The sequence below is a fragment of the Streptomyces sp. NPDC004539 genome, from assembly GCF_040610055.1.
Taxonomy (GTDB): Bacteria; Actinomycetota; Actinomycetes; order Streptomycetales; family Streptomycetaceae; genus Streptomyces.
Genome location: NZ_JBEXLS010000008.1, coordinates 225,392 through 251,960 on the forward strand (window position 1 = coordinate 225,392; position 26,569 = coordinate 251,960).

General features: G+C 71.9%; 19 protein-coding genes. 13 read left to right on the plus strand and 6 right to left on the minus strand.

The window, feature by feature from the left end; all coding sequences use genetic code 11:
* Nucleotides 1–8: 8 nt before the first annotated feature.
* Nucleotides 9–3,350, plus strand: coding sequence for an NACHT domain-containing protein (locus ABZX85_RS19175; protein WP_355869509.1), 3,342 nt, complete (start codon nt 9–11; stop codon nt 3,348–3,350).
* Here the strand turns inward: ABZX85_RS19175 and ABZX85_RS19180 are convergent.
* On the minus strand, nt 3,301–4,464 hold the full coding sequence (locus tag ABZX85_RS19180; RefSeq protein ID WP_355869512.1) for a class I SAM-dependent methyltransferase: 1,164 nt from the start codon (nt 4,462–4,464) through the stop codon (nt 3,301–3,303). The two genes, ABZX85_RS19175 and ABZX85_RS19180, sit on opposite strands and share 50 nt — an antisense overlap.
* Before the next feature lie 157 nt (nt 4,465–4,621).
* On the opposite strand from ABZX85_RS19180, the gene ABZX85_RS19185 reads away from it, so the two are divergent.
* The 4 genes from ABZX85_RS19185 (at nt 4,622) to groL (ending at nt 8,695) form a co-directional block, all read left to right on the plus strand.
* Complete coding sequence (locus tag ABZX85_RS19185) at nt 4,622–5,518, plus strand: polysaccharide deacetylase family protein (protein WP_355869515.1); 897 nt, start codon at nt 4,622–4,624, stop codon at nt 5,516–5,518.
* On the plus strand, nt 5,515–6,444 hold the full coding sequence (locus ABZX85_RS19190) for a polysaccharide deacetylase family protein (RefSeq protein WP_355869518.1): 930 nt from the start codon (nt 5,515–5,517) through the stop codon (nt 6,442–6,444). The genes ABZX85_RS19185 and ABZX85_RS19190 overlap by 4 nt, the downstream gene beginning before the upstream one ends.
* 202 nt (nt 6,445–6,646) lie before the next feature.
* Entirely contained in the window at nt 6,647–6,955 is a 309-nt protein-coding gene (gene groES, locus ABZX85_RS19195) for a co-chaperone GroES (RefSeq protein WP_010351749.1), read from the plus strand.
* A gap of 114 nt (nt 6,956–7,069) precedes the next feature.
* On the plus strand, nt 7,070–8,695 hold the full coding sequence (gene groL, locus ABZX85_RS19200; protein ID WP_355869521.1) for a chaperonin GroEL: 1,626 nt from the start codon (nt 7,070–7,072) through the stop codon (nt 8,693–8,695).
* A gap of 70 nt (nt 8,696–8,765) precedes the next feature.
* Here the strand turns inward: groL and ABZX85_RS19205 are convergent, their stop codons facing one another.
* Nucleotides 8,766–9,539: an SDR family oxidoreductase gene (locus ABZX85_RS19205; protein WP_355869524.1), complete on the minus strand. Its 774-nt coding sequence runs from the start codon at nt 9,537–9,539 to the stop codon at nt 8,766–8,768.
* A 131-nt stretch (nt 9,540–9,670) separates the two neighbouring features.
* Nucleotides 9,671–10,339: an MOSC domain-containing protein gene (locus ABZX85_RS19210; protein WP_355869527.1), complete on the minus strand. Its 669-nt coding sequence runs from the start codon at nt 10,337–10,339 to the stop codon at nt 9,671–9,673.
* A 93-nt stretch (nt 10,340–10,432) separates the two neighbouring features.
* Here ABZX85_RS19210 and ABZX85_RS19215 point away from each other — a divergent pair, with 93 nt between their 5' ends.
* Nucleotides 10,433–11,371: a LysR family transcriptional regulator gene (locus ABZX85_RS19215; RefSeq protein WP_355869971.1), complete on the plus strand. Its 939-nt coding sequence runs from the start codon at nt 10,433–10,435 to the stop codon at nt 11,369–11,371.
* 64 nt (nt 11,372–11,435) lie between these two features.
* On the opposite strand, the gene ABZX85_RS19220 is transcribed toward ABZX85_RS19215, so the two are convergent.
* The gene (locus ABZX85_RS19220) at nt 11,436–11,762 is read right to left on the minus strand and encodes a WhiB family transcriptional regulator (RefSeq protein WP_355869530.1); all 327 of its coding nucleotides are present in this window, start codon (nt 11,760–11,762) and stop codon (nt 11,436–11,438) included.
* A 380-nt stretch (nt 11,763–12,142) separates the two neighbouring features.
* Here ABZX85_RS19220 and ABZX85_RS19225 point away from each other — a divergent pair, with 380 nt between their 5' ends.
* From ABZX85_RS19225 to ABZX85_RS19240, 4 genes are all read left to right on the plus strand, one after another.
* Nucleotides 12,143–12,754 (plus strand): response regulator transcription factor, encoded by a 612-nt coding sequence (locus tag ABZX85_RS19225; RefSeq protein WP_003948568.1) that lies wholly within the window; start codon nt 12,143–12,145, stop codon nt 12,752–12,754.
* A gap of 347 nt (nt 12,755–13,101) precedes the next feature.
* Nucleotides 13,102–13,689, plus strand: a complete 588-nt coding sequence (locus tag ABZX85_RS19230) for a sigma-70 family RNA polymerase sigma factor (protein ID WP_355869533.1) — start codon at nt 13,102–13,104, stop codon at nt 13,687–13,689.
* A gap of 179 nt (nt 13,690–13,868) precedes the next feature.
* Nucleotides 13,869–15,371, plus strand: a complete 1,503-nt coding sequence (gene guaB, locus ABZX85_RS19235) for an IMP dehydrogenase (RefSeq protein ID WP_355869536.1) — start codon at nt 13,869–13,871, stop codon at nt 15,369–15,371.
* Nucleotides 15,372–15,487: 116 nt separating this feature from the next.
* A complete protein-coding gene (locus ABZX85_RS19240) occupies nt 15,488–16,612 on the plus strand; it encodes a GuaB3 family IMP dehydrogenase-related protein (RefSeq protein ID WP_355869539.1) in 1,125 nt (374 codons plus the stop codon).
* Between the two features lie 662 nt (nt 16,613–17,274).
* On the opposite strand, the gene ABZX85_RS19245 is transcribed toward ABZX85_RS19240, so the two are convergent.
* On the minus strand, nt 17,275–18,474 hold the full coding sequence (locus ABZX85_RS19245) for a nucleotide sugar dehydrogenase (protein WP_355869542.1): 1,200 nt from the start codon (nt 18,472–18,474) through the stop codon (nt 17,275–17,277).
* Between the two features lie 234 nt (nt 18,475–18,708).
* On the opposite strand from ABZX85_RS19245, the gene ABZX85_RS19250 reads away from it, so the two are divergent.
* Nucleotides 18,709–20,415: a glycerol-3-phosphate dehydrogenase/oxidase gene (locus tag ABZX85_RS19250; protein WP_355869545.1), complete on the plus strand. Its 1,707-nt coding sequence runs from the start codon at nt 18,709–18,711 to the stop codon at nt 20,413–20,415.
* A gap of 104 nt (nt 20,416–20,519) precedes the next feature.
* Here the strand turns inward: ABZX85_RS19250 and ABZX85_RS19255 are convergent, their stop codons facing one another.
* A complete protein-coding gene (locus ABZX85_RS19255) occupies nt 20,520–21,563 on the minus strand; it encodes a serine hydrolase domain-containing protein (RefSeq protein WP_355869548.1) in 1,044 nt (347 codons plus the stop codon).
* A 348-nt stretch (nt 21,564–21,911) separates the two neighbouring features.
* On the opposite strand from ABZX85_RS19255, the gene ABZX85_RS19260 reads away from it, so the two are divergent.
* Nucleotides 21,912–23,741: a serine/threonine-protein kinase gene (locus ABZX85_RS19260; RefSeq protein ID WP_355869551.1), complete on the plus strand. Its 1,830-nt coding sequence runs from the start codon at nt 21,912–21,914 to the stop codon at nt 23,739–23,741.
* A gap of 178 nt (nt 23,742–23,919) precedes the next feature.
* A complete protein-coding gene (locus ABZX85_RS19265) occupies nt 23,920–26,442 on the plus strand; it encodes a protein kinase (RefSeq protein WP_355869554.1) in 2,523 nt (840 codons plus the stop codon).
* Nucleotides 26,443–26,569 lie beyond the last annotated feature (127 nt).

Sequence of the window (26,569 nt, forward strand, 5' to 3'; positions counted from 1 at the left end):
TCGTCCGAATGAGGGGGAATCTCGCGCTCGACAGCGCGTCCGTCGTCACCGCCCTGGGCGGAATCCTCGTGGCCCTGATCGCGGCCGGCGTCGCGTTGTGGCAGGTGCAGCGCGCACAACGGCTGGAACGGGAGCGGGTCCGCTGGGAGGCGGACGCCCAGATGCGGCTGAAGGAGCGGGAGTGGGCGCATGAGCGGCAGTTGACGGAGAGGGAGCGGCGCAGGGCGGAGCGGGAGGCCGAGCAGGAGCGGGAGCGCGCGGCCCAACAGGTCGCCGCCCGCCGCTCCACCCTGGAGTCCGGCGCCGCGGCCTACTGCGGGCGGCTGGTGCAGGAACTGTCCACGCTGAAGATCCTCGACATGTCCCGCCCGCTGCGGCTGGAGCGGCTGTACGTGCAGGTGGGGGTGCAGGAGCAGCAGCCGTTGCGCTTTCTGTCGGCGGACGAGCTGGAGCGTCAGGCCCGCCGCCCGGACGTGGAGCGCCGCTCCTGGCGCTCGGAGGCGGAACGCGCCGAGGCCAGAGCCGCCGCCGACACCCAGGCCGCCGTCCACACGTACGCGCCCGTCGACGCCCTCCAGCGGTACCGGCGGATCGTGGTCGTGGGCGATCCCGGTGCCGGGAAGACGACGATGATGCGTCATCTGGCACTGCGGATGGCGACCCGCTCCGAACACGAGTCGCTGCCCGAACTCCCGGCCTACGTCGAACTGTTCAGGTTCGTCGAGAGCGGCCACGAGTCCCTGCTCGACCACCTCGCGGAGCACTGGGCCGACCAGTACGGCTTCGAGGACGCCCGCGACTACATCGTCCAGAAGCTCACCGACGGCACGGCGGCCCTGCTGCTCGACGGCCTGGACGAGGTGCTCGGCGGGGAGAGCGCGCAGGAGGCGGAGAACGCCTACCGCAGGGTCACCGCCGAACTCACCCGGCTGGCGACGCGGTTCCCGCGCGCGCTGATCGCCACGACCTGCCGCCGCCAGGGCTGGCGCGGCGGACTCCCGCAGTTCCAGGTCCTGGAGGCGCTGGACTTCGAGTGGCCGCAGATCGAGGCGTTCGTGGCGAACTGGTTCGGCGCGACCGACCGCCGCCGCGTCGGTCTGGTCCGCGCCCTCTCCGCGAACGGCCGGCTCCAGACCCTCGCCGCGAACCCCCTGTTGCTCAGCCTCATCGCCATCGTCTACGAACGCGACCTCGAACTCCCCGAACGCCGGGCCGCGTTGTACCAGCGCTGTGTGGAGGTCCTGCTGCGCGAGTGGGACGCGCACCGCAAGATCTCCCGGTACAGCCGGTTCACCACCGACCGCAAACAGGACCTGCTGAAGGAGATCGCCCGCCACTACCACCAGCGCGGTCTGCGCTACTTCCCCGAGGACGACCTGCTCGGCCAGATCGCCCGCTTCCTGCCGACCATCGACCTCGCCCCCGAGGACAGCCGCGCCATCCTCGACGAGATCGCCGCCCAGTACGGCCTGCTCAAACCACAGGCCCACGGCTGGTACGGCTTCCTGCACCTCACCCTCCAGGAGCACTTCACCGCCGCCGCCCTGCTGGAGCGCGGCGCGGACGGGATTCGGCAGGCGGTTCAGGCGCGTTACGACCCGTGGTGGGAGGAGGTGATCCTGCTGCTCGCGGGCTCCCTGCCGGACGCCTCGCTGCTGCTGTCGGGGCTGCTGCAACTGTCGCCCGACCGGCCGCGCACCGACGACGCCGGACTGCTCGTCCTGCCCGACGACGACCTGTTCAACACCGACCTGTTGCTGGCGGCGCGCTGTCTGACGGGCAGCCCGAGGGTGGCCGACGTGGCGCTGCGGCGCGAGATCGTGGCCACCGTCTGGCAGTTGCTGGGCGGCTCCGGATACCTGGACGAGAGGCGCAAGGCCGCCGACGCGCTGGTCGGGGTGGCCCGCTCGGACGAACAGCTCGACGAGGTCATCACGTACATCTGCGACGACCAGCGCGGGAGCGAGGCCCGGCTGGCGCTGATCCAGGCGCTGGAGGCGCACGGCGGACGGCGGGTGGGGGAGCGGCTGCTGGGGGCGTTCTCGCTGGGCGGGGTCGACTCCGTGTACTACCTGAGGGAGGCGCTGATCAGCGCGCTGGGCACGCTGCGGGTGGAGGCCGCGGTCCCGGTGCTGCGCGCGGAGCTGGAGCGGAGGCTGACGCACCTGACTGACGGCTCCCGGCGCGGCACCTGGCTGTCGGCCAAGGGCATCGGCCTCGTCGTACGGGCGTTGGGCCAGGCGGGGGCGCCGGCCGATGTCTTCCTGCGGACACTGGAACAGTGGGTGGGCCGCGAGTGGTTCGAGGTCGTCGCGGCGGCCGTGCGGGACGCGCTGAAGAACACCCGCGAGTCGGGCACGGTCGACCGGCTGCTCGGCATCCTCCAGCGCCCGCTGGACGACGAGGAGGTGGCCCGGGCGTACCTGGACGCCGCGGGAGAGGGCGGGGTGCGGGCGCTGCTGGACCGGTTCCGGTCCATGGGCAGCGGCACCGCGCTGCTGACCGCCGTGCGCGACCATGTCGCGGAGGGGCCAGGCCGGGCCCCGCACGACGAACTGCTCGCCCTGGTCCGGGACCCCACGGTGACGATCCTGGCCCGCTGTCTGGCACTGGAGTGCCTGGACGAGAGCCCGGGCGACCCCGCCGAACTCGCCGGCTTCGTCCGCCATCCCGACGCCAGCCTGCGGGTCGCCGCCTCGGCCACCCTGGCCGCGTGGGGGGTGCCGACGGGGCTGGACGTCATCCGTACCGCGATTGTGGAGGGCGATGTGGTCCTGCTGGACCGCTGGACGGTCCAGGAGGAGTCGGACGAGTCCGTCTCCGCCCCGCACCGGCTGGTCTCCCTGCTGGTGCCGTACGGAGTGACCGGCATGGTGGAGGCGCTGCGGACCAGGGCGGCGCTGCCGGGTGACGACGGGGTGAAGGCGCGTGACTGGCTGTACGCCTTCTCGCCGGAGGAGGAGGTCGACGACTGCCTGTGGCGGCTCGGCAGCGGTGAACACCTCGCCTCGTACGAGATCCCGAACGAGATCCCGCCCTCGCGTTCACTGACGGTGTTCCGCTACTTCCAGAGCACCCCGAGCGCTGGTTTCGGCACGCTGCGAGGGGACTACGAGAAGCTTCTGACCGCCGCCGCGGCTGCCGCCGACGGTGTCGAGTCGGTGGCGTGGCTCATCCGCTTCCTGCCCGGCGGCGATCTCGCCGGCATGCACTTCCCCCAAGCCCACCACCACGCCTACGAAGCCGCCCGCCGCGCCCGCGTCCGCGTCCTGCGGGACGGCACGCTGCAACCCCTCTCCCTCACACAGGCCGCCCCACCAGCATCACCGGCGCCCCCGCCACCCGCGTGAGGAAGACCGTCGCCGAGTTCGGCCCCTGGAGTTTGACCTTCTTGCGGAGTTCCTCGGGCTCGACGGCGGACCCGCGTTTCTTCACGGTGAGGACCCCGACCTCCCGCTCCCGCAGCAGCGCCCGCAACTTCTTGACGTTGAAGGGGAGTTGATCGGTGATCTCGTAGGCGGAGGCGTACGGGGTCGGCCGGAGCTCGTCGGAGGTGACGTACGCGATGGTCTCGTCGACGAGACCGGCGTGCGCGAGGCGCCGGGCGACGTCGGCGACGAGATGCGCGCGGATGACGGCGCCGTCGGGCTCGTACAGATAACGGCCCACGGGTCGTACGGGCGGGTTCGGCAGACCGGCGCCCAGGAGGGTGTCCCCCGCGGGTAGCAGGGTGGCCCGTACCGCTCCGGGGGTAGTACCGAACCACACCACGGCCTCCTTGACGTCACCCCCGTCGGAGATCCACTCCGCCTCGGCGTCCTCGGGGATCGCCTCGTGGGGGACGCCGGGGGCGATCTTGAGGGCGGCGAGGGGGGACTTGCGGGCCGCGCCGATCGCCCAGGAGAGGGGCGGGGAGTACGCCTCGGGGTCGAAGATCCGCCCGCGCCCGCCCCGCCGCGCCGGGTCGACGAACACCGCGTCGTACGAGGACGTGTCGACGTCGGCCACGTCCGCCTCGCGCACCTCGATCAGCTCCGCGAGCCCCAGCGCCTCGGCGTTGGCGCGGGCCACGGCCGCGGTGAGCGGGTCCCGGTCCACCGCGAGCACCCTGATCCCGGCCCGCGCCAGCGCGATCGCGTCGCCGCCGATCCCGCAGCACAGGTCGGCGAGGCTCGTGACGCCCAGCTCCCTGAACCGCCGGGCCCGGTACGACGCGACGCTCGCCCGCGTCGACTGCTCGACCCCGTTCGGCGTGAAGAACATCCGCCCGGCGTCCGCCTCCCCGAACTTCACCACCGCCCGCGCCCGCAGCCGCGCCTGTCCGAGCGCCGCCGACACCAGGTCGGCGGGGTACTCCTTGCGGAGCCGGGTGGCGACGGCCAGCTCGTCGCTCGGCTGCGTGCCGCGCACCGCTTCGAGGAGGGCGCGGCCCTGGGGGGTGAGGAGGGGGGTCAGGTCGTTCACGGGGTCAATTGTGTACGGGGGTGGCTCTCGGGAGGTACGCCACCCGATGGATCACCGCGCCCTCGCCGAGGTGTCGGCGCCGCTCGGCCCACCTCGGCTGTGAAGATCCCCGACCATGGGATCAGTGCGACAAAATGACAAGAACAGGCCATCCGGGATGACCGGCGTCCGGGTCGGGGTCGCCGTGCTCGCGGTCGCCACGCTCGCCTCCGGCTGCGCGCAGGGGGAGCGGCCGGCGGGGGAGAGCCGGCCGGCGGCCGGTCAGGAGGCGGCGGGGCGGCCGGCGCAGGCCCGGCCCCCGATGTCGTCCGCCGAGCGGCTGCGCGCGGAGCAGACGGCACGGGTCGCGGCGGCGCGGAAGTGGGGGCTGAAGCGGGTGCCGCTGACGGCGCCGCCCGCGCCCGCGAAGAAGCCGGTGATCACGACGCGGGACGGCTTCGAGGTCGACGACCACGAGGAGCTGGGCCTGCCGCCGGTGTTCACGACCGTCCCGACCAAGGAGAAGGTCGTCTTCCTCACCATCGACGACGGCGCCGAGAAGGACCCGGCGTTCCTGCGGATGATGAGCGAGCTGAAGATCCCGTACACCGCGTTCCTCTCCGACTACCTGGTCAAGGAGGACTACGGGTACTTCAAGAAGATGCAGGACGCCGGTGTCGTCCTCAACAACCACACCCTCCACCACCCCTACCTCCCAGGTCTGTCGTACCAGCGGCAGAAGCGGGAGATCTGCGGGATGCAGGACGTCATCCAGAAGCACTACGGCAAGCGGCCCCTGCTCTTCCGGCCCCCGTTCGGGAACTACAACGGCGACACCCTGCGCGCCGCGAAGGCGTGCGGGGTGAAGTACGCCCCACTCTGGGACGAGGAGGTCTTCGTCGACCACTGGGAGTACCGCGAGTGGGACCGCGACCTCCACCCCGGCGACATCGTCCTGAGCCACTTCCGGGGCCGGGACGACTGGAAGGGCACGATGCCCGACATGGTCCGCCGGTTCCTGAACATGGTCACCGAGAAGGGGTACGCCGTGGGACGCCTGGAGGACTACCTGTGAGAGTGCGGGGGCTGGTGGCGGGCGTCCTGCTCGTGGCCCTGACCTGCGTCAGCGGCTGCGCGCAGTCCGTCGACCCGATCGAACGGCTCGGCAAGAAGGCGGCGGAGCGGGTGCACGGGGCCCGTCCGGGGGCGGCCCGTTCGGGAGCGGCCCGTTCGGGAGTGGCCGCCGAGCAGCCGGCGTACCGCCGCTGGGGGCTGCCGAGACCGCTGGCTCCCGCGCCGGGGAGGGGGGCCGCGGGTACTACGGGTCGTACGGGGTCCCCCGGAGGTACTACGGGCAGCCCCGTCACCCCGGGCAGCCCCGGAAGTACTACGGGTACCACGCCCCCCGCCCCCTCCCCCCTCCCCCCGGTCCTCGACCACATCCCCACCCCCGACCCCGTCGTCTTCCTCACCTACGACGACGGCGCCGAACGCGACCCCCGGTTCATCGACATGGTCCGCGAACTCCGCCTCCCGGTCAGCATGTTCCTCACGGACAGCGTCGTCGGCCCCGGCTACGGCCACTTCGCCCGCCTTCAGTCCGTCGGCGCCAACCTCCAGAACCACACCCTCCACCACGCCGCCCTGCGCGGCCTCCCCTACGTGGGACAGCGCGCGGAGATCTGCGGCCAGCAGGACAAACTCAGGTCCCGCTTCGGCCTGCGCCCCCGCCTCTTCCGCCCGCCCTACGGCACGTACGACACGACGACCCTGCGCGCGGCGGCCGACTGCGGCATCTCCACCGTCGTCCTCTGGCGCGCCGCCATGACCCCCCGGGGACTCGCCTACACGCACGGCTCCCACCGCCTCCTCCCGGGCGACATCGTCGCGATGGACTCCGACGAGGCGGGCGGCCCGACCCTCAGGGAGCGGACCGTACGGGTACTACGGGAGGCCCAGGAGCGAGGGCTCACCGTGGGGAGACTTGAGGACTACCGGTAGGGAAAAACTCGGTCACCACGGCATCGGCGTTAGCAGTCCGCTTGACCGAGTGCTAATCGCGGTCATAGTCTCAGGTCTGGCACTCCCCACTGGAGAGTGCCAACAACGCGACGGGCAGGTCCGGCACCCGCGACGACGGATCGACCTGGTCGCCACCTCAGACAGTTAACCCCGTGAGATCTCCGAAGGGGGAGGTCGGATCGTGACGACCGCCAGCTCCAAGGTTGCCATCAAGCCGCTCGAGGACCGCATCGTGGTCCAGCCGCTCGACGCCGAGCAGACCACGGCCTCCGGCCTGGTCATTCCGGACACCGCGAAGGAGAAGCCCCAGGAGGGCGCCGTCCTCGCCGTGGGCCCGGGCCGGTTCGAGAACGGCGAGCGCCTGCCGCTCGACGTCAAGGTCGGCGACATCGTCCTGTACAGCAAGTACGGCGGCACCGAGGTCAAGTACAGCGGCGAGGAATACCTCGTCCTCTCGGCTCGCGACGTGCTCGCGATCATCGAGAAGTAAGACACCTCAGTTTTTCCAGCTGCGCCCCTGGCCCCGCGATCCCTTGATGGAGCCGGGTGCCGGGGGCGCGGCGTTTTTTGTATCCGCAGATTTTTCGAGAGGGCACCCGCTGTCATGGCGAAGATCCTGAAGTTCGACGAGGACGCCCGTCGCGCCCTTGAGCGCGGCGTCAACAAGCTGGCCGACACGGTCAAGGTGACGATCGGCCCCAAGGGCCGCAACGTCGTCATCGACAAGAAGTTCGGCGCCCCGACCATCACCAACGACGGCGTGACCATCGCCCGTGAGGTCGAGCTCGACGACCCGTACGAGAACCTCGGCGCCCAGCTGGTGAAGGAGGTGGCGACCAAGACCAACGACATCGCGGGTGACGGCACCACCACCGCCACCGTGCTCGCCCAGGCGCTGGTCCGCGAGGGCCTGAAGAACGTCGCCGCGGGTGCCTCCCCGGCGCTGCTCAAGAAGGGCATCGACGCGGCCGTCGCCGCCGTCTCCGAGGACCTCCTCGCCACCGCCCGTCCGATCGAGGACAAGGCGGATATCGCCGCCGTCGCCGCGCTCTCCGCGCAGGACTCGCAGGTCGGCGAGCTCATCGCCGAGGCGATGGACAAGGTCGGCAAGGACGGTGTCATCACCGTCGAGGAGTCCAACACCTTCGGTCTGGAGCTGGACTTCACCGAGGGCATGGCCTTCGACAAGGGCTACCTGTCGCCGTACTTCGTGACGGACCAGGAGCGCATGGAGGCCGTCCTGGAGGACCCCTACATCCTCATCAACCAGGGCAAGATCTCCTCCATCCAGGAGCTGCTGCCGCTGCTGGAGAAGGTCATCCAGTCCGGTGGCTCCAAGCCGCTGCTGATCATCGCCGAGGACGTCGAGGGCGAGGCGCTCTCCACCCTCGTCGTCAACAAGATCCGCGGCACGTTCAACGCCGTCGCCGTGAAGGCCCCCGGCTTCGGTGACCGCCGCAAGGCGATGCTCCAGGACCTCGCGATCCTGACCGGCGCGACCGTCATCTCCGAGGAGGTCGGGCTCAAGCTGGAGCAGGCCGACCTCGACGTCCTCGGCACCGCCCGCCGCGTCACCGTCACGAAGGACGACACCACCGTCGTCGACGGCGCCGGCGACTCCGCCGACGTCACGGGCCGCGTCGCCCAGATCAAGGCCGAGATCGAGAACACGGACTCCGACTGGGACCGCGAGAAGCTCCAGGAGCGCCTCGCGAAGCTGGCCGGCGGCGTGTGCGTGATCAAGGTCGGCGCCGCCACCGAGGTGGAGCTGAAGGAGAAGAAGCACCGTCTGGAGGACGCCATCTCCGCGACCCGCGCCGCGGTCGAGGAGGGCATCGTCTCCGGTGGTGGCTCCGCGCTCGTCCACGCCGCGAAGGTCCTGGAGGACGGCCTCGGCAAGACCGGCGACGAGGCGACCGGTGTCGCCGTCGTCCGCAAGGCCGTCGTCGAGCCGCTGCGCTGGATCGCCGAGAACGCCGGCCTGGAGGGTTACGTCATCACCTCCAAGGTCGCCGAGCTCGACAAGGGCCAGGGCTTCAACGCCGCGACCGGCGAGTACGGCGACCTGGTCAAGGCCGGCGTCATCGACCCGGTCAAGGTCACCCGCTCCGCCCTGGAGAACGCCGCGTCCATCGCCTCCCTCCTCCTCACGACCGAGACCCTGGTCGTCGAGAAGAAGGAAGAGGAGGAGCCGGCCGCCGCGGGTCACTCCCACGGTCACTCGCACTGACCTCACGCGCCCCGCGCGTCCGGAACCCGGTCCCCTTTCCGAGGGGGGCCGGGTTCCGGCCTTTTCCCGCTCACTGCGGCCCGTACTTGCGCCCCGTCTTCGAGGAGACCCCGCCGAGCAGCCCCCGGGGCGTCACCTTCACGATCCCCATCAGCGCCTTGTACCGGGGGTCCGGGATGGAGACCGTCTTGCCGCGGGCGAGGTCCTGGAGCGCCGCGGTGACCAATTTGTTCGCGTCGAGCCACATCCAGCCGGGGATGTTGTCGGTGCCCATGCCCGCGCGCTCGTGGAACTCGGTGCGCACGAAGCCGGGGCACAGGGCCATCAGCCGGACGCCGCTGCCCTCCAGATCCTTCGCCGCGCCCTGCGTGAACTGGACGACCCACGCCTTGGAGGCGCCGTACGTCCCGCGCGGGAGGAAGGCGGCGACCGAGGCGACGTTCACCACGCCGCCGCGTCTGCGCTCGCGCATCGCCTCGGTGGCGGCGGAGGTGAGCCGCAGGACGGCCTCGCAGTGCACCTTCAGCATTTTCAGCTCGTCCGCCATGGAGACGTCGAGATAACGGCCCTTGTTGCCGAAACCGGCGTTGTTCACCAACAGGTCGACGGGGTTCTTGCGGTCGCCCAGCCGGACGGCGACCGACTCGATACCGGCGTCCTCGGAGAGATCGGCGGTGAGCACCTCCGCCTCGATGCCGTGCCGGTCGTGCAATTCCGTCGCCTGTTCGCGCAGCCGTTTCGTGTCGCGCGCCACCAGCACCAGGTTGTGCCCGTCAGCCGCGAGCCGCCGCGCGAACGCGGCACCGATCCCCGCGGTCGATCCTGTGATCAGAGCCGTTGTCATGGCTGAAGCGTAGGCGGCCGAAAGGTGTGCGTCCGTATTCCCCATGGGCTCTCCCAATGGTGAAGAACCCGACGGCAACGGCTTGGTGACACTCCTTCCGCCACTCTGGACAAAGTAATTCTGACGTCATTTCAGCCCCCGTATTTCGCCACGTATTTCAGGGCCTGCTCCCTCTCTCCCGGATGCAGCGCCTCGCCCGCCGCCAGCAGCCGGGGCAGCAGATTCCGCTCGATGGTCACCGCGCGGAACGCGACCGCGACCGTCACGTCGTGGTCCGGGCGGTGGACGATCTCCAGGGGGTCGCCCGCACGGACCTCGCCCGGTTCGATCACCCGCAGGTACGCGCCCGGCGCCCCCTCGCGCGTGAACCGCTTGACCCACTGCTTCTCGCCCAGGTGGCCCTGGAACGTCAGACAGGGAACCCGGCCGCTGGTGACCTCCAGGAGGAGATCCGCGCCGATCCGCCAGCGCTCCCCGATCAGCGCCTCCGACACGTCCACCCCCTCCGTCGTGAGGTTCTCCCCGAAGGCCCCGGGCGCCAGCGGCCGGTCCAGGGCGCGCTCCCAGGCGTCGAGATCCTCCCGCGCGAACGCGTACACCGCCTGGTCGTCCCCGCCGTGGTGGCGCAGGTCGGCGATCTCGTCCCCGGCGAGGCCGCTGCCGCCCGTCCCCTTCGGGCCCGGCGCCGACACCCGCACCGGCCCCGCCACCGGACGCTTGTCGATGCCGGTCAGCCCCTGCGGGTGATCGGTGTACGGCACGGGCGTCAGGCGCCCCACATTCACGGACAGAACCTTCATGCGTCCACGGTAGGCGGCCGGACCTCAAAGAGTCGACATACTTCTGGCTGTCATACCCAAGAGCCACTTATGGCCAGGGCTATGCTCGCCCCCGTGATAGAGGCCCGCCATCTGCGTGTTCTGCGCGCCGTCGCCACCACCGGCTCCTTCTCGGCCGCCGGCCGCGCCCTCGGCTGCACCCAGCCGGCGGTCAGCCAGCAGATGAAGGCGCTGGAGAGCGCCGTCGGCACCCCGCTGCTCGTGCGGGGCGGGCGCGAGATGCGCCTCACCGAGGCGGGCGAGGCCCTCGTGCGGCACGCCGCCGGCATCCTCGCCGGGCTGACGGCCGCCGAGGAGGAGGTCGCCGCGATCGCGGGGCTGCGGGCCGGCCGGGTCCGCCTGGTCTCCTTCCCCAGCGCCGGTTCCACGCTGGTCCCCACCGCGCTGGCCGCCCTGCGCGCCGCCCACCCCGGCACCCGCGTCTTCCTGGAGGAGGCCGAACCCCCGCGCTCGGTCGCCCTCCTGCGCGACGGCGACTGCGACGTCGCCCTGGCCTTCCGGTACGAGAACCCCGGCAAGCCCGGAGACCCCGAGAGCCTTGTGGGCGCGGCGGCCGACGCCGAGGAGTGGGCCGACCTCGTCGTACGGCCCCTGCTGACCGACCGGCTCGTCGCGCTCGTACCCGAACGGCACGCGCTCGCGCGCGGGGCGGCCGTGGGTGTCGGCGACCTCGCGCACGAGCCGTGGATCGCGGGGTGTCCGCGCTGTCGCCGCCAGTTGGTACGGGCGTGCGAGAGCGCCGGGTTCACTCCGCGCATCGACTTCGCGACCGACGACCATCCGTCCGTCGTCGGTCTGGTCGCCGCGGGTCTCGGGGTCGCCGTGCTGCCCCAGTTGGCCCTGACGTCCGTTCGGCCGCGTGGCGTACGCGCGCTCGTGCTGGAGCCGGCCGTCCGGCGCGAGGTCGTCGCCCTCACGCTGCCCGACCTCGCCCGGGTGCCCGCGGTGGCGGCGACTCTGGACGAGCTGGAGCGGGCCGTCGTACGACGGTGAGACGGGGCACGCGCGCGTGCCCCGTGGCCCTCCGTGTGTTCCTCCGATCAGGAGAAACGTTCCTTCATGTGTTCGACACGGCGGCCGTCTCGACCGCCGCCGTGACGAGGCGGGTGCGTGCCCGCCCCATCAGTTCCTCGCGCTCGTCCTCGGTCAGCCCGCCCCACACGCCGTACGGCTCACGCACCGCCAGTGCGTGCGCCGCGCACTGCGCGCGGACCGGGCACCTCATGCAGACCTCCTTGGCCGAGTTCTCACGAGCACTCCTGGCTGCCCCGCGCTCGCCTTCCGGGTGGAAGAAGAGCGAGCTGTCGACCCCGCGGCAGGCAGCGAGGAGCTGCCAGTCCCACAGGTCCGCGTTCGGTCCGGGAAGGCGGGAGAAATCTGCCATTGCGTGACCCCTTGTAGCCGTGCTGAGCGGATACGGTGCCTATGGACCGTACAACTACGATCTAAGGAGATGAAAATATGACTCATTGCGAATCTAGCCTCAGACACCACCGGAAGGGAAGAAAAGGGTCCAAATGGGGCGCCGGTTGTGATGAAACGGCGAGGGTCCGTTGTGCCTGTCTGCACCGCGCGAGCACCCTCACGTAGAGTGCCGAAGAGGCTACGCAGCCCCGTAACTCTTTCGAGTGACCGTCGTTGAGAGTGGCGGAGGCGGTTGGAAACACAAAAGCTCGGGCGGATGTCCGAGCCGGTCGACCGCACAGGTGAACACGTACCAGCCTGGAGGCACAAGGTGACGCGCATCAGCTGCGGAGGGCGGCCATGACTTCCGTCCTCGTCTGCGACGACTCCCCGCTCGCCCGAGAGGCGCTGCGCCGCGCGGTCGCGACCGTACCCGGCGTCGAGCGCGTGACCACCGCGGCCAACGGCGAGGAAGTCCTCCGCCGCTGGGGCGCGGACCGCTCGGACCTGATCCTGATGGACGTACGCATGCCCGGACTGGGCGGCGTCGAGACCGTACGGCGGCTGCTGTCCGCCGACCCCGGTGCGCGCATCATCATGCTCACCGTCGCCGAGGACCTGGACGGCGTGGCCCTCGCGGTCGCCGCCGGGGCCCGCGGCTACCTGCACAAGGACGCGTCCCGCGCGGAACTGCGCGCGACCGTCACCCAGGCGCTCGCCGACCCGACGTGGCGACTCGCCCCCCGAAGGCTCCGTTCGGCCGAGATGGGCGCCGCGCCCACGCTCACCGCGCGCGAGATCCAGGTGCTCGAAGGGATGAGCCACGGCCGCTCCAACGCGGAGATCGGCCGCGAGCTGTTCCTCTCCGAGGACACGGTCAAGACGCACGCGCGCCGGCTCTTCAAGAAGCTCGGCGCGTCCGACCGGGCGCACGCCGTGGCCCTCGGGTTCCGGTGGGGGCTCGTTCGCTGAGCGGTGCCCCGGGAGGTCCGGCGGTACCCCGCGCGGCGGTGTCCCAGGAGTCATCTTGGACACATTTCGGATGTGCTTCCGGTGCCTGTCGTCTCCTCACTCTCCGCTGGTGGGTGGGGTGGTGGGAGCCGGCGGACACCGGCTGTGCGGACCGGTCCTCCGGAGGGGCGCTGCTCGTTTCGGCGGGGATGCCGCATGCTTGAGGTGTGGAGTTCCTCGGGGACGAGTCGGCCGAGCGGGAGGGGAGGGCGCGGGGGATGAGTTCCGGCGCACCTGCTCATAACGCTTCGGTGCACAACGAAGGACACGGCGCCACGGACGAGACGGCCGGAGTGCACCATGGACCGATGCGTGAAGACGAGGCGGTCCGTGCCCAGGGAACGATCGGGTCCCTCGTCCATCGCGCGGTGGACGGCGACGAGCAGGCCACTCACGACCTGCTCGCCCACGTCCACCCGCTGGCCCTGCGCTACTGCCGCACCCGCCTGTCGCGTCTCCCCGGGGACGCGCGGCACTTCGTGGAGGACCTCGCGCAGGAGGTCTGCGTAGCCGTCCTCCTCGCCCTGCCGCGCTACCGGGACACCGGGCGCCCCTTCGAGGCGTTCGTCTTCGCCATCGCCGCCCACAAGGTCGCCGACCTCCAGCGCGCCGCGATGCGCCACCCCGGCTCCACGGCCGTCCCCTCCGACGAGATGCCGGAGCGGCCGGACGACTCCCTCGGCCCCGAGGAGCGCGCCCTGCTCAGCAGCGACGCCGCCTGGGCCAAGAAACTCCTCGCCAACCTCCCGGAGAACCAGCGGGAGCTGCTCCTGCTGCGCATCGCCGTGGGCCTGACGGCCGAGGAGACCGGACAGATGCTCGGCATGTCGCCGGGCGCCGTCCGGGTGGCCCAGCACCGCGCGCTGAGCAGGCTGCGGGCGCTGGCCGAGCAGTGACGTAAGAGGCGCCCGCCAGGATCGCGCCCCTTACCGAGAGCACCTTGGTTGAACAGGTCGCCCGTCAGTTCCGTACGAACATACGAAGCCCGAGGTCACCTCGTACCGTGGAATTTGCGGCCCCTGCTTCCCGTTAGCATGGACATCCGCACCGATCAAGGCCATTTGGGGAAGGTGTCATGACTGCCAACGTCGACGGAGTGCCCGACAAGTTCGCGACTCTCGGGTTGACCTACGACGACGTGCTGCTGCTGCCGGGAGCCTCCGAGGTCCTCCCGAACGCGGTTGACACCTCGTCCCGCATCTCCCGCAACGTCCGGGTGAACATCCCCCTGCTGTCGGCCGCCATGGACAAGGTCACCGAGTCCCGCATGGCGATCGCCATGGCCCGCCTCGGCGGCGTCGGCGTGCTGCACCGCAACCTGTCCGTCGAGGACCAGGTCAACCAGGTCGACCTCGTGAAGCGCTCCGAGTCCGGCATGGTCTCCGACCCGATCACGGTCCACCCGGAGGCGACCCTCGCCGAGGCCGACGCCCTGTGCGCCAAGTTCCGCATCAGCGGCGTCCCGGTCACCGACCCCTCCGGCAAGCTCCTGGGCATCGTCACCAACCGCGACATGGCCTTCGAGAGCGACCGCGCCCGCCAGGTCCGCGAGGTCATGACCCCGATGCCGCTGGTCACCGGCCACGTCGGGATCTCCGGCGGCGACGCGATGGAGCTGCTGCGCCGCCACAAGATCGAGAAGCTTCCCCTGGTCGACGACGCGGGCGTCCTCAAGGGCCTCATCACCGTCAAGGACTTCGTCAAGGCGGAGAAGTACCCGAACGCCGCCAAGGACTCCGACGGCCGCCTCCTCGTCGGTGCCGCCGTGGGCGCCAGCCCCGAGGCCCTGGAGCGCGCCCAGGCGCTCGCCGAGGCCGGCGTGGACTTCCTGGTCGTCGACACCTCCCACGGTCACAACAGCAACGCCCTCAGCTGGATGGCGAAGATCAAGTCCAGCGTCGGTGTCGACGTCATCGGCGGGAACGTCGCCACCCGCGACGGCGCCCAGGCCCTCATCGACGCCGGTGTCGACGGCATCAAGGTCGGCGTCGGCCCCGGTTCGATCTGCACCACGCGCGTGGTCGCCGGTATCGGCGTCCCGCAGGTCACCGCCATCTACGAGGCGTCCCTCGCCGCCCGCGCGGCCGGCATCCCGCTGATCGGCGACGGCGGCCTCCAGTACTCCGGCGACATCGGCAAGGCGCTCGCCGCCGGTGCCGACACCGTCATGCTGGGCTCCCTGCTCGCGGGCTGCGAGGAGTCGCCCGGCGAGCTCCAGTTCATCAACGGCAAGCAGTTCAAGTCGTACCGCGGCATGGGCTCACTCGGCGCGATGCAGTCCCGGGGCCAGGGCAAGTCGTACTCGAAGGACCGGTACTTCCAGGCCGAGGTCGCCGCCGACGACAAGCTCGTCCCCGAGGGCATCGAGGGCCAGGTGCCCTACCGGGGCCCGCTCTCCAGCGTCCTGCACCAGCTCGTCGGCGGCCTGCGCCAGACCATGGGCTACGTGGGCGCCGCCACCATCGACGAGATGGAGTCCAAGGGCCGCTTCGTCCGCATCACCTCGGCCGGTCTGAAGGAGTCGCACCCGCACGACATCCAGATGACCGTCGAGGCGCCGAACTACAGCCGCAAGTGACGTCCACGCGCGCGTGAGGCCCGACGAAGGCGGTCCCGGGAACTCCGGGGCCGCCTTTGTCATACCCGTCGGGGATACTGGGAGGCGCTGCAACGCAACAGGGAAAGGCCACAGACGTGACTGAGATCGAGATCGGGCGCGGCAAGCGCGGGCGGCGGGCGTACGCCTTCGACGACATCGCCGTCGTCCCGAGCCGCCGTACGCGGGACCCGAAGGAGGTCTCGATCGCCTGGCAGATCGACGCCTACCGCTTCGAGCTGCCCTTCCTGGCCGCCCCCATGGACTCGGTCGTCTCCCCGGCCACCGCGATCCGCATCGGCGAACTGGGCGGCCTCGGCGTCCTCAACCTCGAAGGGCTCTGGACGCGGTACGACGACCCGCAACCGCTGCTCGACGAGATCGCCGAGCTGCCCTCCGAGCAGGCGACGCGCCGCCTCCAGGAGGTCTACGCCGCGCCGATCAAGGAGGAGCTGATCGGCCGCCGCATCAAGGAGGTGCGCGACGCGGGCGTGGTCACCGCCGCCGCGCTCTCCCCGCAGCGCACGGCCCAGTTCTCCAAGGCCGTCGTCGACGCGGGCGTCGACATCTTCGTCATCCGGGGGACCACGGTCTCCGCGGAGCACGTCTCCGGGGCGCACGAACCGCTCAACCTCAAGCAGTTCATCTACGAACTCGACGTCCCGGTGATCGTCGGCGGCTGCGCGACGTACACGGCCGCGCTGCACCTCATGCGGACGGGCGCGGCGGGCGTCCTCGTCGGCTTCGGGGGGGGTGCCGCGCACACCACGCGCAACGTCCTGGGCATCCGGGTGCCGATGGCGACGGCCGTCGCGGACGTCGCCGCCGCGCGCCGGGACTACATGGACGAGTCCGGCGGACGGTACGTCCACGTCATCGCCGACGGCGGGGTCGGCTGGTCCGGTGACCTCCCCAAGGCGGTCGCCTGCGGCGCCGATGCCGTCATGATGGGCTCCCCCCTGGCCCGTGCCACCGACGCGCCCGGCAAGGGGCACCACTGGGGCATGGAGGCCGTCAACGAGGAGCTGCCGCGCGGCAAGAAGGTCGACCTCGGGACCGTCGGCACGATCGAGGAGGTCCTCACCGGGCCGTCCCACACGCCCGACGGCTCCATGAACTTCTTCGGCGCGCTGCGCCGGGCCATGGCGACGACCGGGTACAGCGAGCTGAAGGAATTCCAGCGGGTCGAGGTCGTGGTCGCGGACTCGCAGGACCGGCGGTAGCCGGTCGCACGACGCCTGAAGGGGCCGGTCGCCGCAGGTGCGGTGATCGGCCCCTTTTCGTTTTTCTTGAGGCTTTTGGTGGGGGCGCGCGAGGTGAAGTGGGGGGCGTGCGGTGGTGAACGGGGTTTAACGGAAGGTTTCTGCTGATCACCGGGCGATAGCGTCCTTCTCGTGGCGCTCCCAGGTCTCTGGTAGCGCCCCCTTCCAAGGATTTGATCCGGACCCCGTCCCCTCGGGGCCCGGCCCGATTCCAGACGAGCCGTTCACCGGGCTACTGGGCGGCATCGTGGAAGGGGGCGTCCATGGGACGCCATCGCAAGCCCACCCGCTGGGACAAGGTCCGTCTTCGGATGGTCCAGTTCAAGAGGAGGTGGATCTTGCGGCTGTTTGGATGGTGAGTGGCCGCCCCCAAGAGAGCTAGGGGCGGAACACCCATGAACCATCCGGGAGCCTGCCGCAGTAGCCCCTGCGGTGGGCTCCCACCTTTTCAGACGTGATGGTGAATGGCCGTCCCTGCGAGACCCAGGGGCGGACACCCCGTAGCCCATCCATGAGTCCGCCCCAGTGCCTGCTGCGGCCGACTCCGCCTGCCCCCAAGGTACTGGCCCCTGCCTGCCGTGCGCCACCAACCCCGGAAGTGCGCTCCCCTCGCGCGCCCCCTTTCACAACCGATGCGCCGCCCCCGTCGGGGTCGCCCCCCGGGTGTCCAGCAGGAGCTGTGCCTTTACCGACAGGCCCTGGAGGTCGTACGTGCGGTGTTGTTGGAGGAGGATCGTCAGGTCGGCGTCGGCGGCGGCCTCGTAGAGGGAGTCGGCGCGGGGGACGGGGCGGTCGAGGACGTTCCAGGAGGGGACGTGGGGGTCGTGGTAGCTGATGGAGGCGCCGAGTTCCATCAGGCGGACGGCGATCTCGTGGGCGGGGGTGTTCTGGCGGTCGGCCAGGTCGGCTTTGTAGGTGACGCCCAGGAGGAGGACGCGGGCGCCGCGTGCGGACTTGCCGTGTTCGTTCAGGAGGGCTGCCGCGCGCTGGACGACGTACCGGGGCATGCGGGTGTTGACCTGCTGGGCCAGTTCGACCATGCGCAGGGGGCCGCCGGGGTGGTCGAGGGGGACGGAGTGGCCGCCGACGCCGGGGCCGGGGCGGAACGCCTGGAAGCCGAACGGCTTGGTCTCGGCGCACCGGATGACGTCCCAGAGGTCGACACCCAGACGGTGGCAGAGGATCGCCATCTCGTTGACGAGCGCGATGTTGACGTGCCGGAAGTTGGTCTCCAGGAGCTGCACGGTCTCCGCCTCCCGCAGCCCCCGCGCGCGGACGACCTTGTCGGTGAGCCGGCCGTAGAACGCGGCGGCGGACTCCGTGCACGCGGGCGTGAGGCCCCCGATGACCTTCGGCGTGTTGGCCGGGGTGAAGGCGCGGTTGCCGGGGTCGACGCGGCTGGGAGAGTGCGCGAGGTGGAAGTCGCGCCCCGCGCGCAGACCCGAGGACTCCTCCAGCAGGGGCCGCAGGAAGTCCTCGGTCGTCCCGGGGTGCACCGGTGATTCGAGGATGACGGTGGTGTGCGGGCGCAGGTGCCCGGCGAGGGTGCGCGCGGCCGACTCCACCGCGCCGAGGTCGAGTCCGCCGTCCGCGTCGCGCGGGGTGGGCGCGCAGATCACCGCCGTACGGACGCGGCCGAGTTCCGCGGGGTCGGTGACGATGCGGAAGCCCCCGGCGAGCATCCGGCGCAGTTCGGCGGGGGTGAGGGAGCCGGGTTCGGGGCCGGTGCGGTAGCCGATCGTGGGGATGCCTGCGGCGACCGCGGCCTGGGCCAGGGGGAGGCCGAGGGGGCCGAGTCCGATGACGGCGAGATCTGCGGGCATGGCGTGGGCCGTCCTTCCCAGTCACCGAGAACGGTGGGGTTAACCGATGCGGGGCGGGTGCGCAAGCCCTGTGGACTGGACGGGCGAGTGCCATGTCAGACTAAGAGTAAATATGACCGTTATGGTGGATTGGTCCAGCGTGTTGTCCACAGGTGGGGCACGAGTGGTGGCCGAACTCTGGCGAGCCGGTCAGACTTTGAGCCAGGGCAGGGTGGTCGACGGCGGGAGGCGACGGTGAGGACAGCGACACTGGGACCGGTACAGCGTGCCGAGTCCCTGGCGGAGATGGCCGAGCGTGAACTGGACGTGCTGGTCGTCGGGGCCGGAGTGGTCGGCGCGGGGACGGCTCTCGACGCCGTCACCCGGGGCCTGTCGACCGGCCTGGTCGAGGCCCGGGACTGGGCGTCCGGCACCTCCAGCCGCTCCAGCAAGCTCATCCACGGCGGCCTGCGCTACCTGGAGATGCTCGACTTCGCCCTCGTCCGCGAGGCGCTGAAGGAGCGCGGCCTCCTCCTGGAGCGCCTCGCCCCGCACCTGGTCAAACCGGTGCCGTTCCTCTACCCGCTCCAGCACAAGGGCTGGGAGCGCCTCTACGCCGGTTCCGGCGTCGCCCTCTACGACGCGATGTCGATGGCCCGGGGCCACGGCCGGGGCCTGCCCAGGCACCGCCACCTGAGCCACCGTCATGCCCTGCGCGTCGCCCCCGCCCTGCGCAAGGACGCCCTCGTCGGCGCCCTCCAGTACTACGACGCCCAGATGGACGACGCCCGCTTCGTCGCCACCCTCGTACGCACCGCCGCCTCGTACGGCGCGAAGGTCGCCAACCGCGCGCGGGTGACCGGGTTCCTGCGCGAGGGCGAACGCGTCGTCGGCGCGCGCGTGCAGGACGTCGAGGCGGGCGGGGAGTACGAGATCCGGGCCCGGCAGATCGTCAACGCGACCGGGGTGTGGACGGACGACACGCAGGCGATGGTCGGCTCGCGCGGCCAGTTCCACGTCCGGGCCTCCAAGGGCATCCACCTCGTCGTCCCCAGAGACCGCATCAACTCCTCGACCGGGCTGATCCTGCGCACCGAGAAGTCCGTGCTCTTCGTCATCCCCTGGGGGCGGCACTGGATCGTCGGGACGACCGACACCGACTGGGACCTCGACAAGGCGCACCCCGCCGCGTCCAGCGCCGACATCGACTACCTCCTGGAACACGTGAACGCGGTCCTCGCGACGCCCCTCACCCGGGACGACGTCGAAGGGGTGTACGCCGGACTGCGGCCCCTGCTGGCCGGCGAGTCGGACGCGACCAGCAAACTCTCCCGCGAGCACACCGTCGCCCACCCGGTGCCGGGGCTCGTCGTCGTCGCGGGCGGCAAGTACACGACGTACCGGGTGATGGCCAAGGACGCGGTCGACGAGGCCGTCCACGCGCTGGACCAGCGGGTCGCCGCCTGTGTCACCGAGGACGTGCCGCTGCTCGGCGCCGAGGGGTACCGAGCGCTGTGGAACGGGCGGGCGCGGCTCGCCGCGAAGGCCGGGCTGCACGTCGTGCGCATCGAGCATCTGCTGAACCGGTTCGGCGCGCTGGCGCAGGAGGTGCTGGACCTGATCGCCGAGGACTCCTCGCTGGGCGAGCCGCTCCAGGGGGCCGACGACTATCTGCGGGCCGAGGTCGTCTACGCCGCCTCGCACGAAGGGGCCCGGCACCTCGACGACGTGCTGACCCGGCGGACCCGGATCTCCATCGAGACCTTCGACCGGGGCACCCGCTGCGCCCGCGAGGCCGCCGAGCTGATGGCGCCGGTCCTCGGGTGGGACGAGGGGCAGGTCGAGCGGGAGGTCCAGCACTACGAGAAGCGGGTGGAGGCCGAGCGGGAGTCGCAGCGGCAGCCGGACGACCTGACGGCGGACGCGGCGCGACTGGGGGCGCCGGACATCGTTCCCTTGTGAGGGGGCTCAGGGCGGGGGGCAGGGCGCGGGGCTCAGGGCGCCGCGGACGACATCACTCGGACGAGTGACCCCTCGCCGGGATCTTTGCCCGAAGCCCCGCCGTTTCACTGGTAACGCGGACAGAACTCGGCGGAGAGCAGGGCCGGTTCGAGGGCGGGGTCGGTCAGCGTCGTGGTGTTCACGCGGAAGGTGAGGGTGTGCCGGCCGTCGACGGTGGTCGCGGTGCGCACGTAACTGCCGGAGATCCGGCCGTCGTGCCCCCACACGGTGACACCGCAGGGCAGCCTCGTGGGGAACAGGCCCATGCCGTACGAGCCGTGTGCGGCGCGGGTGTCCAGCATCTCGCGCAGCAGGCGCGGGGGCAGGAGGGCTCCCCCGAGGAGCGCCGAGTAGAAGCGGTCGAGGTCGGCGAGCGTGGTCACCAGCTCGCCGGACGCCCCGGCGACGCGAGGGTCGAGATCGGTGACGTCGGAACCGTCGCTCGCGTAGGCGCGGCCGTGAGGTGAGGGAAGAGCCGTAAGAGAGCCAGGGAAGGAGGTGCCCGCCAGACGGAGGGGAGCGATGATGCGGCGCTCGGCCTCGGCCGCGTAGGAGTGGCCGGTGACCCGGTCGACGACCAGGCCGAGCAGGACGTAGTTGGTGTTGGAGTAGGCGTAGCGGCCTCGGTCGGCCGGAGGGTGGGTGAGGGCCAGACGAACGGCTTCGAGAGCGGTGAGGGGGACGGTCCCCCCGGTGTCCCGGGTGAAGTCGTACAGCCCGCTGGTGTGGGTGAGCAGGGAGCGCAGGGTCAGCGCGCGGCCGTCGTTGCCGGCTCCCCGCACCAGGCCCGGGAGGTACCGCTCCACCGGGGCTGAGAGTGACAGCCGGTGTTCCGCGGCCAGTTGGAGCACCACGGTCGCGACGAAGGTCTTCGTGACGCTGCCGGCCCGGAAGCGGTCGTCGCGGGAGATCCCGGTCCCGGCGGACGCGTACCGGCTCCCGTCGGTGTCGCGGGCCAGGAGGGCGGCGGCCGGCGCCTTCCCCCGGGAGACCAGCAGGGGCAGCAGGGCCTGCGAGGGCGGGTTCACGGTCGCGCGGGACCCGGCCGTCGCGAGTTCCAGCAGCAGGAGGGCGACGGCCACGACCAGCAGGCTCCGGGGCGGTGGCATCGCGGGGTCCTCCTCAGGTGGTGGGGGTCATGATGCAGGCCGTAGATGGGTGTGAGGTGAGACGGACATGGGGGAGGCGTGCGGTTGGCGTGACGGTCGTCGTCAACTGGCCCTCGGCGGCGGTCGGTTCGGCCGGTTCGGGGGGTCGTGCGGTGAATGTCGGGGCGGGTTCGGCGGGTTGACGGGGACGGGTGGCGTGGAAGGGAGGTGAGGATGGCCGAAGTGCGGTGTACCTATTGGCCGGAATGTGAAGAGGAGGGGTGCGAGGAGAGGGGGGTCCGGGCGTCGGGCGCTTGGCGGGTAGGGGACAATGAAGGCTCTGTCAGGGCGGGTTGCATGAGGGGACGCATGTCGGAGGCGGAGCGGGCGGGGACATCTCGTCAGGACAAGAGCGCACGTCTCCTCGCCGGGCGGTACCGGCTGGGAGGCGTACTCGGCCGCGGCGGCATGGGGACGGTGTGGCGAGCGGAGGACGAGACGCTCGGGCGGACCGTCGCCGTCAAGGAGCTGAGGTTCCCGTCGAGCATCGACGATGAGGAGAAACGCCGGCTGATCACGCGGACGCTGCGCGAGGCGAAGGCCATCGCGAAGATCCGCAACAACAGCGCGGTGACCGTCTTCGACGTGGTCGACGAGGACGACCGGCCGTGGATCGTCATGGAGCTGGTCGAGGGCCGCTCGCTCGCGGAGGTCATCCGTGAGGACGGCCTGCTGAAGCCCCGGCGCGCGGCCGAGGTCGGGCTCGCGATCCTCGACGTGCTGCGGGCGGCGCACCGCGCGGGCATCCTGCACCGGGACGTGAAGCCGTCGAACGTGCTGATCGCCGAGGACGGCCGGGTCGTCCTCACCGACTTCGGGATCGCGCAGGTCGAGGGCGACCCGTCCATCACCTCCACCGGCATGCTCGTCGGTGCCCCCTCCTACATCGCCCCCGAGCGGGCGCGCGGCCACAAGCCCGGCCCCGCGGCGGACCTCTGGTCCCTCGGCGGCCTGCTGTACGCGTCGGTCGAGGGCGCCCCGCCCTACGACAAGGGCTCCGCGATCGCGACCCTCACGGCCGTGATGACCGAGCCGCTGGAGGAGCCGAAGCACGCCGGCCCCCTGCGTGACGTCATCTACGGGCTGCTCACGAAGGACCCCTTGCGGCGGCTCGACGACACCGGCGCGCGGGCGCTGCTGGAGAAGATCGTCTACGCGCCCGAACCCGAGACGACCCAGTCCATGGACCGGACCCAGGTCGTCCCCGTCCCGGCGGCCCCCGAGGCCCCCGCGCCGCCCGCCGAGAAGACGCGGCCCGAGCCGAAGGCGCCCGTCGCCGCCGGAGCCCCGGCCGCCGGGCGGACCGTCTCCGCGACCAGTGGCGGCCCGGTGCCGGCCAACGCCCAGACTGCGGGCCGCAGTTCCGGCTGGCCCGTCATGGAACCGCCGGACCTCCCCGCGCGGCCCGTCCAGCGGGCCCCGCTCACCGACGTCGTCCCGAAGCGGACGCTGGTGATCATCGCGGTCGTCGTCGTGCTCGCCGTGATCGGCACCGTCCTCGCGGTCACCCTCGGCGGCGACGGCACCTCCGACAGCTCCCGGGGCGACGGCGCCGGGCGGACCGTCGCGAGCGAGAGCGCGAGCGTCGGCACCAAGGAGGACGAGTCGGGCGGGACCCGTACCGACGGCGCGGCCGGACAGTCCGCCGCACCCGACGGGACCTCGCCGAGCGGGGGCACCGGAGCGCAGGTGACGCCCGCGACGGGCGGCGCGGTGTCGACGTACGAGGGCGGGCAGGGGTACTCGATCGGGCTGCCCGCCGGATGGGCGTTCCAGACCGCGAGCTCGGCGGGGGACCGGTTCACCGGGCCCGGCGGGCAGAAGCTGCTCGTCGCCTGGACCAGCACGCCGAAGGACGATCCGGTCGCGGACTGGAAGAGCCAGGAGCGGTCCATGCGGCGCGCGCAGTACCAGAAGGTCCGAATAGAGGCGGTGAGCTACCGCGGCTGGAACACGGCCGACTGGGAGTTCACCTACACGGAGAGTGGTACCTCGTACCGGACGATCGACCGGGGCTTCGTCGTCAGCGGCACCCAGGGGTACGCGCTCATGTACACGGCGAAGGCCGAGGACTGGGCCGGTGAGCTGCGGAAGTCCACGTGGGCGGCGCTGACGGAGAGCTTCGAGCCCAAGAAGTGAGACGGACGCTTCCGGGCGGGGCGGGCGGGGGATGGACCGGGATATGTGGCAACCACTCTCTGTGGGTTGCCTCCGGCACGTATCGTGAGTGCTCGCGGACCGTACGCATCCGGGTAGAGGTGCACAACGGACCGCGACGCGAACGGAATTGACAGACCGGGCGGCCGGGGGAGGCACGATGGACGACTACGCGGGTCGGGTGCTCGCCGACCGTTACCGGCTGCCCCTGCCGTTCTCCGAGACGAACGACCTCCACGAGACGCGGGCCTTCGACACCTACAGCGGCCAGGAGGTCCTGGTCCGGCAGGTGCCGCTGCCCGAGGTCGTCGAGGCCGAGGTGCTCGACGCGGAGGGGCTGCCCGCCGGGTTCACGGCCCGGGAGAGCACGTCCGCCAGCACCCGCAGGCCCGCCGACCCCGTCGTACGCCGCGCCCTGGAGGCCGCCCAGGCCGCCGCGCGGATTCCCGACCACCCCCGGCTCGACCAGGTCTTCGACGTGTTCGCCGAGGGCGGCTCGCTGTGGATAGTGAGCGAACTGGTGGGCGCGCGCACGCTGGGCGACCTGCTCGCCGAGAAGCCGCTGACGCCGTACCGGGCGGCCGAGGTCGCCTCCGACGTGCTGATGGCGCTGCGCGTGCTGCACGCGCACGGCTGGGTGCACCGGAACATCACCGCGCGGACCGTCCTCGTCTGCGACGACGGGCGGATCGTCCTCACCGGCCTCGCGGTCGGCGCGGCCGAGGAGGCGCTGTGCGGGAACGATCCGGTGCCCGCCGAGGACGGCCCGCTGCCCAGGGCCGCCGGCGGCCCGCCTCCCGGTGACGCCGGCGCCGACCCCGAGGCCGCGCGCCGGGCCGCGATAGAGGCGCGCTCCGCCGGACGGCTGCCGGGCGGCGAGAGCGGCAACGGCACACCGGTGCCCCCCTCCGGCGGCGAGGTCGCCCGGCGCGCCCCGCTGGAGACCGGGGACGACATCCGCGCCGCGCGCGCCGGGGCGATCGCCGCCTACCGCGCGGGCGCGCGCGCCGCCGCCCGCGTCCAGGAGGCCCAGCAGAACGGCCGCACCGCCCTGCCCGGCGCCCGCACCGAGAACCCGCCCGGCCCTCCCGGGCAGATCGCCGACCCGTACGGGGTGCGCGAGAACCGGGGAGCCGGCGCCTACGGCACCCGCGAGACCCCGGGCGTCGCGGACCCCCACGGCGTGCCGGCGCCCCAGGGCCTCGCCGGACCCCAGGGAGCCCCCGGCCCGTACGGCACTCCCGGTCCGTACGGCGCCCCCGGCCCGTACGGGGCACAGCCCCCCCACCCCGCCCTCCCCGAAACCCCCGTCACCCCCACCCGATGGAGTGACCTCGCGGCGGGAACCCCGGCGCCGGTCCCGGCCGTTGGACAGGCAGACACCGCCCGTCCCGCGTACGACATCCCGCAACAGACCCGGCCGACCCCGCCCACCGCCCTCGCCGCCGAGCGCGCCCGGCAGGCGCGGATGGCGGTCGTGGGCCCCGTCACGGAGCGCTGGGCCCCCGAGCAGGCCGGCCCGGTGCACGAGAACTGGCAGCTGGCCGCCCCCATCGGCCCCGCCACCGACCTGTGGGCGCTCGGCGCGCTCCTCTTCCGGGCGGTCCAGGGACACGCGCCCTACCCGGAGGACTCGACCGCCGAACTCGTGCAGATGGTGTGCGGCGAACCCCCGGCGTTCGCCGAGGAGTGCGGACCGCTCAGGCCGGTCGTGGAGTCCCTGCTGCGCCAGGACCCGACCGAGCGGCCCGACTTCGAGGAGCTGCGCGGCTGGCTGCGGTCGCTGGTGCGCTCGGCGCCCGAGGCGGAGGCCGGCGCGTACGTCGTCGCCGCGCCGCCCGCCGACCCGCGCCGGCTGCCGATCATCCGCCGCAAGGGCGAGCTGGTGCGCAGGCGCCGGGCCCGCGCCGCCGCAGGCGGGGCGCACGCCCGGCACAAGCGGGAGCGCGGCGAGCCGGAGCGCTCGCCCCGCAGCCTGGGGCGGACGCTGCTGGTGATCGTCCTGCTCCTGCTGGCCGGGGCGATCGCGTACGCCGTGCTCTTCATGCCCAAGGCCGGCGACGAGGGGGCCGCGCGCGGTCCCGGGACGTCCACGGGCGCCACCGAGGCCGCCGGGGCGACCGCCTCCCCGCCGCCCGCGAGCAGCGAGCCGCGCCCCGACCAGTCGACGCCGGGGACCGACGAGACCACGGCGGGCACGTCCACGCAGGCCGGGTCCGGCGCCGACGTCGCTGATGGGTTCACGCTGCGTACCGACGACGCCGGGTTCTCCGTCGCCGTCGCCAACGGGTGGGACCGCTCGCCTAAGAACGGGCGCGGGCAGATCGTCTACTCCCACGGCGACTTCGAGCTGATCGTCGTACCCGGCCGGGACAGCGCGGCGGCGAACGGGAGCGATCCGATGGCCTACCAGCGGGACAAGGAGAGCGAGCTGGAGCCCTACCGGGCGTCCAGCTGGGCGACCGCGTCCGGGCTGCGGAACATCCAGGTCGGGCAGCAGAAGATGGCCGAGGGGCAGTTCACCTGGACGGACGACGACGGACGGGAGCTGTTCGTGCGCAACCGGGCGATCCTCATCGCGGGGCGGTACCACGTCGTCCAGGTACGGGGGCCGGAGGCGGAGCGGGACGAGGTGACGAGGCTGTACGAGCAGGCGGCGGAGAGCTACCGGTACACCGGCTGAGCGCCGGTACGCGCCGTGCGGGGGCTCCGGTACGCACGGTGAGCGGACCCCGGTACGGACCATGAGGGGGCCGGTTCCCTCCGCACGCCCGAAGCGACAACCGTCACAGTGCTGTCTCCATGGGCCC